Annotated in this window: 12 protein-coding genes and 1 pseudogene; 8 read left to right on the top strand and 5 right to left on the bottom strand. The window is 56.5% G+C overall.

What is annotated here, in order from left to right; translation table 11 throughout:
* The first annotated feature begins 9 nt into the window (after positions 1 to 9).
* Genes TU74_RS00065 through TU74_RS00055 form a run of 3 tightly spaced genes read left to right on the top strand, consistent with a single transcriptional unit; the run spans position 10 to position 2,871 of the window.
* Positions 10 to 921: an ABC transporter permease subunit gene (locus TU74_RS00065; protein ID WP_047292127.1), complete on the top strand. Its 912-nt coding sequence runs from the start codon at positions 10 to 12 to the stop codon at positions 919 to 921.
* A gap of 10 nt (positions 922 to 931) precedes the next feature.
* Positions 932 to 1,900: an ABC transporter ATP-binding protein gene (locus tag TU74_RS00060; RefSeq protein WP_047292125.1), complete on the top strand. Its 969-nt coding sequence runs from the start codon at positions 932 to 934 to the stop codon at positions 1,898 to 1,900.
* Complete coding sequence (locus TU74_RS00055; protein ID WP_048374446.1) at positions 1,900 to 2,871, top strand: peptide ABC transporter ATP-binding protein; 972 nt, start codon at positions 1,900 to 1,902, stop codon at positions 2,869 to 2,871. Before TU74_RS00060 ends, TU74_RS00055 begins: the two co-directional genes overlap by 1 nt.
* Before the next feature lie 67 nt (positions 2,872 to 2,938).
* On the opposite strand, the gene TU74_RS00050 is transcribed toward TU74_RS00055, so the two are convergent.
* From TU74_RS00050 to TU74_RS00040, 3 genes are all read right to left on the bottom strand, one after another.
* Positions 2,939 to 3,265 carry a hypothetical protein gene (locus TU74_RS00050; RefSeq protein WP_048374444.1) on the bottom strand — a complete coding sequence of 109 codons (327 nt, stop codon included), beginning with the start codon at positions 3,263 to 3,265 and terminating at the stop codon, positions 2,939 to 2,941.
* Between the two features lie 223 nt (positions 3,266 to 3,488).
* Positions 3,489 to 4,598: a hypothetical protein gene (locus TU74_RS24520; protein WP_169775903.1), complete on the bottom strand. Its 1,110-nt coding sequence runs from the start codon at positions 4,596 to 4,598 to the stop codon at positions 3,489 to 3,491.
* 370 nt (positions 4,599 to 4,968) lie between these two features.
* Positions 4,969 to 6,552 (bottom strand): peptide chain release factor 3, encoded by a 1,584-nt coding sequence (locus TU74_RS00040; protein WP_047278953.1) that lies wholly within the window; start codon positions 6,550 to 6,552, stop codon positions 4,969 to 4,971.
* A gap of 338 nt (positions 6,553 to 6,890) precedes the next feature.
* On the opposite strand from TU74_RS00040, the gene TU74_RS00035 reads away from it, so the two are divergent.
* The 5 genes from TU74_RS00035 (at position 6,891) to TU74_RS00015 (ending at position 11,929) form a co-directional block, all read left to right on the top strand.
* The gene (locus tag TU74_RS00035; RefSeq protein WP_047278955.1) at positions 6,891 to 7,607 is read left to right on the top strand and encodes an ABC transporter permease; all 717 of its coding nucleotides are present in this window, start codon (positions 6,891 to 6,893) and stop codon (positions 7,605 to 7,607) included.
* Positions 7,608 to 7,631: 24 nt separating this feature from the next.
* Positions 7,632 to 8,525 carry a glycine betaine ABC transporter substrate-binding protein gene (locus TU74_RS00030; RefSeq protein ID WP_047278960.1) on the top strand — a complete coding sequence of 298 codons (894 nt, stop codon included), beginning with the start codon at positions 7,632 to 7,634 and terminating at the stop codon, positions 8,523 to 8,525.
* A gap of 9 nt (positions 8,526 to 8,534) precedes the next feature.
* On the top strand, positions 8,535 to 9,188 hold the full coding sequence (locus TU74_RS00025) for an ABC transporter permease (protein WP_047273691.1): 654 nt from the start codon (positions 8,535 to 8,537) through the stop codon (positions 9,186 to 9,188).
* Positions 9,185 to 10,342, top strand: a complete 1,158-nt coding sequence (locus TU74_RS00020; RefSeq protein WP_047273689.1) for an osmoprotectant ABC transporter ATP-binding protein OsmV — start codon at positions 9,185 to 9,187, stop codon at positions 10,340 to 10,342. The genes TU74_RS00025 and TU74_RS00020 overlap by 4 nt, the downstream gene beginning before the upstream one ends.
* A gap of 423 nt (positions 10,343 to 10,765) precedes the next feature.
* Complete coding sequence (locus TU74_RS00015; protein WP_047273687.1) at positions 10,766 to 11,929, top strand: type III PLP-dependent enzyme; 1,164 nt, start codon at positions 10,766 to 10,768, stop codon at positions 11,927 to 11,929.
* A 53-nt stretch (positions 11,930 to 11,982) separates the two neighbouring features.
* On the opposite strand, the pseudogene TU74_RS00010 reads toward TU74_RS00015, so the two are convergent.
* Together TU74_RS00010 and TU74_RS00005 are read right to left on the bottom strand one after the other, a co-directional pair.
* Positions 11,983 to 12,546, bottom strand: a pseudogene (locus tag TU74_RS00010) (alpha-xenorhabdolysin family binary toxin subunit B); the annotation flags it as partial.
* 147 nt (positions 12,547 to 12,693) lie between these two features.
* On the bottom strand, positions 12,694 to 13,785 hold the full coding sequence (locus TU74_RS00005) for an IS630-like element ISPpu2 family transposase (protein ID WP_048374440.1): 1,092 nt from the start codon (positions 13,783 to 13,785) through the stop codon (positions 12,694 to 12,696).
* Between the last annotated feature and the right edge of the window lie 276 nt (positions 13,786 to 14,061).

Genomic DNA, 14,061 nt, shown 5'->3' with positions numbered 1-14,061 from the left:
ATCATGACCATGAGCACACCTACCCCTGCTACCGCCGTGGATCAAAGCCTGCTTTATCCATCGCCTTACAAAGAATTCTGGCACGCGTTTTCCCGCAACAAGGGCGCCGTGGCCGGCCTGATCTTCATGAGCATCATCGTGTTCTGCGCGATTTTTGCCCCGTGGGTCGCCCCGCATAACCCGAGCGAGCAATACCGCGACTTCCTGCTGACGCCACCAGCGTGGCTTGAAGGCGGGCACCTGCAATTTCTGCTGGGCACCGATGAACTGGGCCGTGACTTGCTGTCGCGACTGATCGAAGGCTCGCGCCTGTCCCTGCTGATCGGTCTGTCGTCAGTGGTCATTTCGTTGATTCCGGGCGTGATCCTGGGCCTGTTCGCCGGATTCTTCCCGCGTTTTCTCGGCCCCGGCATCATGCGCCTGATGGACATCATGCTGGCCCTGCCTTCGTTGCTGCTGGCGGTGGCGATTGTCGCCATCCTCGGCCCGGGCCTGATCAACACCGTAATCGCCATTGCCGTGGTGTCGCTGCCCTCTTACGTGCGCCTGACCCGCGCAGCCGTCATGGGAGAACTGAACCGCGACTACGTAACCGCCGCCCGTCTGGCGGGCGCCAGCCTGCCGCGCCTGATGTTCATCACGGTACTGCCCAACTGCATGGCGCCGCTGATCGTTCAGGCCACCCTGAGTTTCTCTTCAGCGATTCTCGATGCTGCGGCACTGGGCTTTCTGGGCCTGGGCGTACAGCCGCCAACCCCCGAGTGGGGCACCATGCTGGCCTCGGCCCGCGATTACATCGAACGCGCCTGGTGGGTCGTCAGCCTGCCCGGCCTGACCATTTTGCTCAGCGTGCTGGCAATCAACCTGATGGGCGACGGCCTGCGCGATGCGCTGGACCCGAAACTCAAGAACGCCGCCTGAGGAGATTCCCATGTCACTGTTAGAAATCAAGAATCTCAACGTCCGTTTTGGCGACGCCAAGGCGGTGCCAGTGGTCGACGGGTTGAGCCTGTCTGTGGATAAAGGCGAAGTACTGGCCATCGTCGGCGAATCGGGTTCGGGCAAATCCGTGACCATGATGGCGCTGATGGGGTTGATCGAGCACCCTGGCATCGTCACCGCCGACGCACTGAACTTCGACGGTAAGAACCTGCTGACCCTGAACCCGCGTCAACGGCGGCAAATTGTCGGCAAGGACATGGCCATGGTCTTTCAAGACCCCATGACCGCACTCAACCCCAGCTACACCGTGGGCTTTCAAATCGAAGAAGTGCTGCGCCTGCACCTGAAAATGTCCGGCAGGGCCGCACGCAAACGCGCCATCGAGTTGCTGGAAAAGGTTGAAATCCCCGGCGCGGCCAGCCGCATGGACGCCTACCCGCACCAATTGTCCGGGGGCATGAGCCAGCGCGTGGCAATCGCCATGGCCATTGCGGGCGAGCCCAAATTGTTAATTGCCGACGAACCCACAACGGCACTCGACGTGACCATTCAGGCGCAAATCATGGACCTGCTGCTCAACCTGCAACGCGAGCAGAACATGGGCCTGGTGCTCATCACCCACGACCTGGCGGTCGTGGCTGAAACCGCTCAGCGCGTGTGCGTGATGTATGCAGGCCAGGCGGTGGAAATCGGTCAGGTGCCAGGGTTGTTTGATGTCCCTGCGCACCCTTATAGCGAGGCGTTGCTGGCCGCCATTCCGGAACACAGCATGGGCGCTTCACGTCTGTCTACCCTGCCCGGCATCGTGCCGGGCCGCTATGACCGCCCGCAAGGCTGCCTGCTGTCGCCGCGCTGCCCGTACGTTCAGGACACCTGCCGTCAACAGCGTCCGGCGCTGGAACCCAAAGCCAACAGCCAGGTGCGCTGCTTCTTCCCCTTGAATCAGGAGGTGGCGTAATGACTGTCGTTCTTACCGCCCGCGACCTAACCCGTCACTACGAAGTGTCCCGTGGCCTGTTCAAGGGTCATGCACTGGTGCGCGCCCTCAATGGCGTGTCGTTTGAACTGGAAGCGGGTAAAACCCTGGCCGTGGTGGGAGAGTCCGGATGCGGCAAGTCCACCCTTGCCCGCGCGCTGACGCTGATTGAAGAGCCGTCGTCCGGCTCGCTGAAAATCGCCGGGCACGAGGTCGCCGGGGCTAACAAGGCAGAGCGCAAACAGCTGCGTAAAGACGTGCAGATGGTGTTCCAAAGCCCCTATGCGTCCCTTAACCCCCGTCAGAAAATCGGTGATCAACTGGCCGAACCCCTGCTGATCAATACCTCGCTGAGCGCTGCCGAGCGGCGTGAAAAAGTGCAGGCGATGATGAAGCAAGTCGGCTTGCGGCCTGAGCATTATCAGCGCTATCCGCACATGTTCTCCGGCGGTCAACGCCAGCGAATCGCCCTCGCCCGCGCCATGATGCTGCAACCCAAAGTGCTGGTGGCCGACGAACCGACGTCCGCCCTCGACGTATCGATTCAGGCACAAGTGCTCAACTTGTTCATGGACCTGCAGCAAGAGTTCAATACAGCCTATGTGTTCATCTCGCACAACCTGGCAGTGGTGCGGCACGTAGCCGATCAAGTGTTGGTGATGTACCTCGGCCGCCCGGTGGAAATGGGGCCGAAAGAGGAGATTTACACCCGGCCGCTACACCCCTACACCCAAGCGCTACTGTCAGCCACACCGACTATTCATCCCGATCCGCTGAAGCCAAAAATCAAGATCGTCGGCGAACTGCCAAACCCGCTCAACCCGCCTTCAGGTTGCGCATTCCACAAGCGCTGCCCCTATGCGACAGAGTTATGCCGCACGGACGAACCCGCATTGCGCTTGCTCGATAACCGACAGGTGGCATGCCACTATGCCGAGCAGTTCCTCACTTAATACGGGCTAATAAAAACGCGCCTGTGCAGAGGCGCGTTTTTATTCAGCAATTGGAGCACCTCAAGGACTAGTACTGCCCATCGCTGGACTTGCCGTGATCGACACTGTCATCGTCCTTGCGATCGGTCTTGCCATCCTCGCTATGGGTGGTGCTGTCATCAGTGTCTTCATCGCCATCGACCTGATCGTCGTCCCCCGCGCTTCCTCCCTGCCCTTGATCACCCGGTTCGGATTCCGATTTGTAAATCGCATTGAGCGTTGGCCCCGGCACACCGGTTGCAGAAAACCCGGCGGCCTGACCTTGCAGCGGATTGCTCGCCCACGCCGTTGAGGCGCTCACTGCCAGCAACATCATGACTTTTAACAACATGGCGAAACGTTGATCAATCCTCATGTCGAACTCTCCCTGATTACTCAAGCGCACGCGTGAATAGCTGAGACGTCACCGCTGTTACGCCTCGTGGAGGTTTTAAAAATAGTCGCTGAAAGGAGTCTTCGCCAACTTTAAAGGCGAGCATTCCAAAACGTGACCGTTAGATCAATTTGCACTAAAGCACATCGCCGATCTACATATAGATACGTCTATGCAAGAAAACTGGCGCTGCTTTTAATCGACTTTATTTATCTTCAGGAAACCCCCAAGCACCGTCAGCGTCTTTAACGCCCTGAGTCGTGCTGCCATCCTTGAACGTAAACAGTCCGGTATTGTCATTAAAGCTATCGCCATTCTTATAAGTCGTAATGCCATCGGCTGTGGTGATACTTCCGTCTTCATTTTCATGCGCGCCTTCAGGCAGTGTGCCTGAGCCACCCGCCCCCTTTTCATCACCTTGCGCACCTTTCCCGTCCGGAAACGTCCACACACCACTGCTATTTTTTACCCCTTGCACAGACTCACCCGTAGAAAACGTGTAGATGCCAGTTTTGTTATCCAACGTATCGCCCGTTTTCGAGACCCACACTCCATCCGGTCTGGTAGTGCTGCCATCAAGATGATTGACCGTGCCATCAGGCATCGCTTTAGAGCCGTCGGGGAGGGTGTGAGAACCGTCCGCATTCATTTGACTGCCTTCGGGGTATTTAACTGTTCGCTTGCCGGTGACCTGATCAACCACGATCTCAACAACGGCAGACGCAACGAAATTCGCCAGAATGAACTGCAGGGCCTCGCTGATCTGACCTCGACCACCGCCAGTGGTTGCCGGATTGGTTACGGGCGGCTGAACCGGTGGCTTGATCGGGGGTTTTACAGGCGGGTTCACTGGCGGCTGAACCGGTGGCTTGATCGGAGGTTTTACAGGTGGGTTCACTGGCGGCTGAACCGGTGGCTTGATCGGAGGTTTTACAGGTGGGTTCACTGGCGGCTGAACCGGTGGCTTGATCGGAGGTTTTACAGGTGGCTTGAACGGGGGTTGAACGGGGGGCTTGATCGGGGGGGTTACAGGCGGCTTGAACGGGGGTTTTGCAACAGGCTTGGAAACCCTGAACGCCGGAGGTTTCGGACTTAACTTCAAGCTCCCGGTCTTCGCTTCTGGCTCTTGGTGTTCTCCTCTTAGCGTGTCTTCACGTACCAAGCCAACAGTGACTTCATTACGATCGTCGAGCAACTCAAACTCATCGTCATCCAAACGTTTGGCTGAGTCGTTTTCGAGTATCTGAATACCCGGTTTATCATCGAATCCATTCATTTCTTTATCATCCTTTAAAGCCGTCACCTTGACAGCCACACTATTATTCAACTCACCTATTTGGTAGTTGAGATTGTTATTTACCCATTAACAAACACTAAAATGAAATTTACTAAAAGCGAGTACCCACACAACAAATAGCCTTAGGACAAGATTAATCTCTGTTTGTACGACAACACCTTTCAGACGCTTCTGTAGGATTGCACAAGCAACAGACTCATATGGTGTGGCGAACCCTTCCGTTCAACTCAACGCTATTGTGTTGAGCGTTATCGAGCTTGCGTCTTTTCAGTACCTCCTAAGAGCAAGCAGAACGGAATCAAAAAAATCGACCCAAAAAAAATGCCAGTCAGCAGAACTGACTGGCATTCAAACGCAGACATGGCCTGCGTTATCGAGGGGTCACGCCTTAGTGATGCTCACGCGTCGCGCGGAACTTCACATCAGGCCAACGCTCTTCCATCAACGCGAGGTTAACCCGCGTCGGTGCGAGGTAGGTCAAGTGACCGCCGCCGTCGAGCGCAAGGTTTTCCACCGCTTTGACGCTGAATTCTTCCAGCTTCTTCTTATCGCTGCATTCGATCCAGCGCGCCGACCACACCGTGATCGGCTCGTAGGAGCATTCCACTTTGTATTCTTCTTTCAGACGGCTCGCGACCACGTCGAACTGCAGCACACCCACCGCACCCAGAATGATGTCGTTGCTGCGCTCGGGGAAGAACACCTGAGTGGCCCCCTCTTCGGCCAGTTGCTGCAAACCCTGGCGCAATTGCTTGGACTTGAGCGGGTCGCGCAGACGTACGCGACGGAACAGTTCCGGGGCAAAGTGCGGGATACCGGTAAAGCTCAGGCTCTCGCCTTCGCTGAACGTGTCGCCGATCTGGATCGTGCCGTGGTTATGCAGGCCGATGATGTCACCGGCGTAGGCTTCTTCGAGCTGTTCACGCTCGGAGGAGAAGAACGTCAAAGCGTCGCCGATGCGCACATCTTTGCCGGTGCGCACGTGGCGCATCTTCATGCCTTTTTCGTACTTGCCCGAGCAAATACGCATGAAGGCGATCCGGTCGCGGTGTTTTGGGTCCATGTTCGCCTGAATCTTGAACACGAAGCCGGTGAACTTTTCTTCTTCCGGCTCAACCGTACGCTCGTTGGCCACACGGGCCAGGGGCATTGGCGCCCAGTCCACCACCGCATCCAGTACATGGTCGACACCGAAGTTGCCCAGGGCCGTACCGAAGAAGACAGGAGTCAGTTGACCGTCGAGGAATTCTTGCTGGTTGAACTCATGGCAGGCGCCCTGGACCAGTTCCAGTTGATCGACAAAACGGTCGTACTCGTCACCCAGGTGGGCACGGGCCTCGTCGGAGTCGAGTTTCTCGATGATTTTGACTTCAGTGCGTTCGTGGCCATGACCGGCGGTGTACACAATGATGTAGTCGCCCGCCAGGTGATAAACACCCTTGAAGTCGCGGTAGCAACCAATCGGCCAGGTGATCGGCGCCGCCTTGATTTTGAGTACGGCTTCGATTTCGTCCAGCAGCTCGATCGGATCGCGGATGTCCCGGTCAAGTTTGTTGATGAAACTGACGATCGGTGTATCACGCAGACGGCAAACGTCCATCAGGGCGATGGTGCGCGGTTCGACACCTTTACCGCCATCGAGCACCATCAAAGCAGAGTCGACGGCGGTCAGCGTACGGTAGGTGTCTTCCGAGAAGTCTTCGTGGCCCGGGGTGTCGAGCAGGTTGATCATGTGGTCGCGATACGGGAACTGCATGACCGACGTGGTAATCGAGATACCCCGTTGTTTCTCCATTTCCATCCAGTCGGAGGTGGCATGGCGGTCGGACTTTCGCGATTTCACCGTACCGGCAACGGCAATGGCCTTGCCCATCAGCAAGAGTTTCTCGGTGATGGTGGTTTTACCCGCATCGGGGTGGGAAATGATGGCGAAAGTGCGGCGTTTCGCGACTTCGGCGGCCTGATGGGTCATGGGAAATCGCCTGACGATTGATTCAAAAAAGGGCGCGGATTATAGCCCAAATCCGGCATCCGCAGCCACCGTTGGTGCCTTGGTCTGAATCACAAGGGTGGCAATGTGCCGTAAAAAATGTGAACCTTTTGAGCGGTGGAGGCGTCCACTCTCCTGATAAGACATACCGTCAGGGGCTGAAATATCAGCAAGTTAGCCTGACGAGGCTGCGCTAATGACAGGCGATGCCGGCGTTTACTCTGCCCCCGCCTGTTGCTCTTCGCGAACACATTGTCGGCAGCCAGGAATGGCGTTGCCACACGAGAATGTGTTCGCCGACTAAAAAAAGGAGTCCGCCTGTGGCTAATCGCTATAGAAAAGGGCTTATAGGTTGCGTGGCAGTTGTCGCCCTCCTGGCCCTGTTGGTCCATTGGATCGGCATCAGCACTATCGAACACTATCAAGATGATCTGTTGTTCTACCTGCAAGCCCATCTGTACCTCGTACTCGTTTCAATGCTCGCCGCCCTCCTCGTGGGGATACCCGCCGGCATTTTCCTCAGCCGACCTTCAATGGCCGGACGTGCGGAACGCTTCATGCAAGTCTTCAACATCGGCAACACCGTCCCGCCGCTGGCTGTACTGGCCATTGCACTGGGCTTTCTGGGGATCGGTAGCGGCCCCGCCATCTTCGCCCTGTTTCTCGCCTCGTTGCTGCCCATTGTGCGCAACACCTACGAAGGCCTGAAAAACGTCCAGGGTTCACTCAAAGAAGCCGCCGTCGGCATTGGTATGACCCCGCGCCAAGTGCTTTGGCGCGTCGAGTTACCCAACGCCGTGCCCATCATCATGGGCGGTGTGCGGGTAGCACTGGCGATCAACGTCGGGACTGCGCCACTGGCGTTCCTGATCGGCGCCAACAGCCTGGGCAGCCTGATTTTCCCCGGCATCGCCCTCAACAATCAGCCGCAATTGATCCTCGGCGCCGCGTGTACCGCGCTGCTGGCATTGCTGCTCGACGGCCTGGTGATACTCATCAGCCGCCAATGGTTGGAACGCGGTCTGCGACCTGTTTAGGTCGGGCTGAGCATAGGAAAACCCATGAAAAAAATAAGCTTGTTTTTAGGCTGCATCCTGCTGTGCGCAGGAATTGTGCAGGCCGCTGAAAAACCTTTGATCCGCATCGGGGCACGGGTATTCACCGAGCAAACACTGCTTGCTGAAATCACCTCGCAATACCTCAACGCCAAGGGCTATAACGCGCAAGTCACGGGCGGGTTGGGCAGCAGCCTGGCACGGTCGGCCCAGGAATCGGGACAGCTGGACATGGTGTGGGAATACACCGGGGTCTCGCTGGTGGCGTACAACCACATCACTGACAAACTCGACAGTCAGCAATCCTACGACCGCGTTAAAGAAGTCGACGCCAAACAAGGCCTGATCTGGCTGCACCCGTCCAAGTTCAGCAACACCTTTGCACTGGCGCTACCGCAAAAAGTGGCTGAGCAATACCCGCAGATCAACAGCATCAGCGACCTGAACAAAGCCCTGCGCGACCCAGAGCACGAAACGGCACTGGTGGCACTGGACACCGAATTTGCCAACCGTTCTGACGGTCTGGGCGGGCTGGTCAAGCTCTACGACATGGACTTGACCCGTCGCAACATTCGCCAAATGGACGCCGGTCTCGTCTACACCGCGCTGAAAAACAGCCAAGTGTTTGCCGGTCTGGTCTACACAACCGACGGCCGTTTGAGTGCGTTCAACCTCAAGCTGCTGAACGATGATCTGCATTACTTCCCGGACTACACCGCCGCTCCCGTCGTGCGTAAAGCCTATCTGGATCAGCACCCGGATCTCGAAGGCCTGCTCAAGCCGCTGGCCGACCTGTTTGACGATGAAACCATGCGTCAGCTTAACGCCCGGGTCGACGTGGACCACGAAAGCCCGTCCAAAGTGGCCGCCGACTTCCTGCGCCAACACCCGCTCAACTGAGGAGAAGACATGGAATTTCTAAACGCCTTTTCCCACATGGACTGGACGCTTGTACTGCACCTCACATGGCAGCACATCACCCTGGTCGGCATCGCCGTCACCTTGGCCATTGTGGTCGGCGTGCCGTTGGGCGTGCTGATGACGCGCTTCCCGTCGTTAGCCGGGCCGATGCAGGCCAGCGCCACGGTGCTGCTGACCATCCCGTCCATCGCCCTGTTTGGTCTGCTGCTGCCCTTCTACTCCAAGTTCGGTCAGGGCCTGGGGCCGATGCCGGCCATCACGGCCGTGTTCCTTTATTCACTGTTGCCCATCATGCGCAATACCTTTCTTGCGCTCACCGGTGTTGAACCGGGCATTCGTGAAGCCGCCCGCGGCATCGGCATGACCTTCGGCCAGCGCCTGCGCATGGTCGAATTGCCCATCGCGGTGCCGGTGATTCTGGCCGGTGTACGCACCGCTGTCGTGATGAACATCGGGGTAATGACCATCGCCGCCACCATCGGCGCCGGCGGTCTGGGTGTACTTATTCTGGCTGCCATCAGCCGCAGCGATATGTCGATGCTGATCGTCGGCGCCGTGCTGGTCAGTGTACTGGCCATCATCGCTGACCTGCTTTTGCAATGGCTGCAACGCTCGCTGACTCCAAAAGGACTGCTCAAATGATCGAACTTCAAAACCTCAGCAAAACCTTCCAAAGCAACGGCAAAGATGTCAAAGCCGTCGACTCGGTAAACCTGACCGTCAACGAAGGCGAAATCTGCGTATTCCTCGGGCCATCGGGTTGCGGCAAAAGCACCACGTTGAAAATGATTAACCGCCTGATTAAGCCCACCTCCGGCAAGATTCTGATCAACGGCGAAGACACCACTGACCTCGACCCGGTGACCCTGCGTCGCAACATCGGTTACGTGATTCAGCAAATCGGTTTGTTTCCGAACATGACCATCGAAGAAAACATCACGGTCGTGCCCAGGCTGCTGGGCTGGGACAAACAGAAGTGCCATGAGCGGGCACGCGAACTGATGAGCATGATCAAACTTGAACCCAAGCAGTATCTGCACCGCTACCCGCGCGAGCTGTCGGGCGGCCAGCAACAGCGCATCGGCGTGATTCGCGCCCTGGCCGCTGATGCCCCGCTGCTGTTGATGGATGAACCGTTCGGCGCCGTTGACCCGATCAACCGTGAAATGATCCAGAACGAATTCTTCGAGATGCAACGGGCGCTGAACAAGACCGTGATCATGGTCAGCCACGACATTGACGAAGCCATCAAGCTGGGCGACAAGATTGCGATCTTCCGGGGCGGCAAGCTGTTGCAGATGGACCACCCCGACACCCTGCTCGCCCACCCTGCCGACGAGTTTGTCAGCAACTTTGTCGGTCAGGACAGCACCCTCAAGCGCCTGCTGCTGGTCAAGGCCGAAGACGCAGCCGACAACGCTCCTTCAGTCAGCCCTGAAACCCCGGTGGGCGAAGCACTGGAACTGATGGACGAACTTGACCGTCGCTATGTGGTGGTCACCTGCGCCGACAACAAGGCGCTGGGTTATGTACGGCGTCGCGACCTGCATCGTCAGACCGGCACATGCGGGCAGTTCCTGCGCGAATTCACCGCCACGGCGGCGTCCGAAGAACACTTGCGCATCCTGTTGTCGCGCATGTACGAATTTAACCGTTCGTGGTTGCCGGTAATGGACACCGAGCGTGTGTTCCAGGGTGAAGTCACTCAGGAATCGATCGCGGCTTATTTAAGCTCCGGTCGTTCACGTGGCGCCAAGACCAGCATCGTGTCCCCAGCCGAGACCGCACTGGCTTAAATCGCATCCCGCAGGTGCGATCCGCTCCAGGCTCTGCCTCCCGTTTCATTGCAAACCGCTATGAAACGGGAGCAGAGCCTTGCGCCTGCGGCCTCTGGGCACCTCTAAAAACGCCTTATTGAACATCCCCTCCCTGCCACGGTCGGTTACTTAAACCACCGGTAAACAGCCTGCGACGAACTCGTGCAAAAACGCGACATTTTTTGTTGATCAATGGGCAATCACCCCCTACAGTTCGCGCCGAACATCCATGCTGGAAACGATCCATCCGGCTCAAGTACTGACGACGAGACAGCAAGGTTCATTTACCTTTTTTGCTTTCGGCGGACATGCCTTGGGAAGTAGGCGAACCAAAGTGGGGATACGGAGGATGTTCAGTTGCGCCCATTTATTGATGACGTTTGCCACCAGGAGTCCCTCAGCATGTCGATTAAGGTCGAAGACTATTACGCGCGCGATACCTTTCAGAAAATGAAAGCGTTCGCTGACACCCAGGAAACCCCGTTCGTGGTAATCGACACCGCGATGATCAGCCAGGCCTACGATGACCTGCGCGCAGGTTTCGAATTTGCCAAGGTGTACTACGCCGTCAAGGCCAACCCGGCGGTTGAAATCATCAACTTGCTGCGCGACAAAGGCTCGAACTTCGACATCGCTTCGATCTATGAGCTGGATAAAGTGATGGCACAGGGCGTGAGCCCGGATCGCATCAGCTACGGCAATACCATCAAGAAGTCCAAAGACATCCGCTACTTCTACGAGAAAGGTGTGCGCCTGTTCTCCACGGACTCCGAAGCCGACCTGCGCAACATCGCCAAAGCCGCGCCTGGCGCCAAGGTGTATGTGCGCATCCTCACCGAAGGCTCGACCACCGCTGACTGGCCGCTGTCACGCAAGTTTGGCTGCCAGACCGACATGGCCATGGACTTGCTGATTTTGGCCCGCGACCTTGGCCTGGTGCCTTACGGTATTTCGTTCCATGTCGGCTCCCAGCAACGCGACATCAGCGTTTGGGATGCCGCCATTGCCAAGGTCAAAGTGATTTTCGAACGCCTGAAAGAAGAAGATGGCATCCACCTGAAGCTGATCAACATGGGCGGTGGCTTCCCGGCCAACTACATCACGCGCACCAACAGCCTTGAAACCTACGCTGAAGAAATCATTCGTTTCCTGAAAGAAGATTTCGGCGATGACCTGCCGGAAATCATTCTGGAACCGGGTCGCTCCCTGATTGCCAACGCGGGAATTCTGGTCAGCGAAGTGGTGCTGGTGGCCCGTAAATCCCGCACCGCTGTGGAGCGCTGGGTGTACACCGATGTCGGCAAATTCTCGGGTTTGATTGAAACCATGGACGAAGCGATCAAGTTTCCGATCTGGACCGAAAAGAAAGGTGAAATGGAAGAAGTGGTCATCGCCGGGCCCACCTGCGACAGCGCCGACATCATGTATGAAAACTACAAGTATGGTTTGCCGCTGAATCTGGCTATTGGCGACCGTCTATACTGGTTGTCGACCGGTGCCTATACCACAAGCTACAGCGCCGTTGAATTCAATGGCTTCCCTCCGCTGAAGTCTTTTTACTTGTAATCCCACACGCCCATGCAGCCAAACTGCATGGGCGTTTTGCTCTGACGCTTAAATCAAACACGCACCTGACGCAACACTGAAATAAATGTGGTCAGGTGAGTTTGCAATGAAGCAATGTCGCACCCGTCAGCTGTTTGAAAAAGACGACACTCTCTTAGAAACACCACCAGACTTTCCACGACCAGCCCCACTTGTTCTACCCATTGCGTTCTTGCCGTCAAGACGCCGTCATAGGACTCAAATTTTTCCTTACGCGCCTGCAACGCCTTGATTTTCTCTTGAACCTCTTGGCGCTCAAGGTTGTTGGCGGATATATTTTTCGACAGCCGCACAAGGGCTTCGCCCAAGGACACCAGCTTTGCCGCTGCACCAAAGATATCCAAGTACGTCTCTAATCGCTGCAGTCCTAACTTGATAATTTCCACATCAAACTTGGGAACCAGCGCCTGCGACACTAACATCTGCAGTTCTTCGGCAGTGGGCAGTGTTTTTTTAATATGCTCCTTCCAAAAATCAGTCTCGAGTAATTCATTAGCAGCTTTGATGGCATCCCAATCTGCCTGCAGTTGCTCACCCGTGGCTTTCAATGCGGCTTCACGTGTCACCAGTGCCGTGAGGCGAGCCTCATCATGGCGGTCTCAAGGAGCAAGTGCAACAGTCAGTTAATTTTCTGAGCTTGCTAAGCGAAACAATCCCGCTTCCAAAACATCGTTATCAATGGGCGTCTGACCGAACCGAGCTTACCTGACTAATGGCTTGAGCGGTTAATTCATTAACTTATTTTTTATCACGCTCAGCTTCGCTTTATGTACCGAGCTAATGATGGCCTCAGCCGTTTTATTCCACTTAAACGGCTTGGCTGAATGCTCATTGTGAGCCTCGATAAATTGGCGGATAGCCGCCTTCAGGTCGGCGACGCTGGTGAAGGCGGCCCGGTACAACGCTCGTCTTTCCAGCTGTGCAAACCAGCCTTCCACGGCGTTCAGCCAAGACGCGCTGGTCGGGGTGAAGTGCAACTTGAAACGCGGATGCTTTTCCAGCCACTGCTTGATTGCAGCCGTTTTGTGGGTCGAACTGTTATCCAGAATCACATGCAGATCCAGTCCGGCTGGCGTGCTGCGGTCAATCTGTTGCAGGAAAGCCAGAAACTCCTTGGCTCGATGGCGCTGGGTAATCCGTCCGATGACTTGGCCGGTCAGGATGTCGAAAGCTGCGTACAGACTCGCCGTACCATGGCGCTTGTAATCATGCGTGCGACGTTCAACTTGACCTGGACGTAGCGGCAGCATCGGTTGGGTGCGATCCAACGCCTGGATCTGGGTTTTCTCGTCAACCGACAACACCAGGGCGTTATCCGGCGGGTTCAGATAGAGCCCGACCACGTCGACTACCTTGTCGGCGAAATGAGGATCGTTGCTGATTTTGAAGGTCTTCAGGCGATGGGGTTTGAGGTCGGAAGCGGCCCAGACCTGCCGAACCTGCCACGTGGTGACCCGCGCATACTTGGCCATCAAACGAACGCTCCAGTGAGTGGCTTCCTGGGGTACACGCCGGGTGGTCAATGTCAGGATTTCGTTGATTTTTTCTGGCCCCAGTTTGAGTGGCTGGCCGCTGCGCGGCAGATCGCTCAACCCTTCGATTCCCGCCTCCAGATAGCGTTTTCGCCACTTGAATACCGTCGGTGGCGTGACCTGCAACTGCTCGCTGACGGCCTTGGGCGTCAATCCATCAGCCAGTAGAAGCAGGATGCGCGCTCGCTGGGCGAGGCTCTGCTCCAGCGTACTCATACGCAACCAACCTTGCAGGGCGATGAGATCTGAAGGCATTAAAGCAAAGGGGGAAGTCGGTCGGGCCATGCGTATAACCAATCCATGACATTGGATGCACAGTATATCGTTACCGGTAGATAAATGAACTACCCGCTCAGTCCACTAAGCACAATTTCCACTACCAAGTGCTTAGCCGTGATCAAGCCCTTCGGTGGCTGCAGCAGCGGCTATACACACCCCCCCCTCATCGCTTAAACAATGGCTATACACACCCCCCCCTCCATCGCCAATGTGACGGCTTGGAATGACCCAATAGAAACACCCATTAGACGCATCCACCAGATAACTTGGAGGGCTTGCCCT

Origin of the sequence: Pseudomonas lundensis (assembly GCF_001042985.1) — a bacterium.
GTDB lineage: Bacteria > Pseudomonadota > Gammaproteobacteria > Pseudomonadales > Pseudomonadaceae > Aquipseudomonas > Aquipseudomonas lundensis.
Note: the sequence above shows the minus strand (reverse complement) of the source record. Positions and strands in the feature narration are given on the sequence as shown.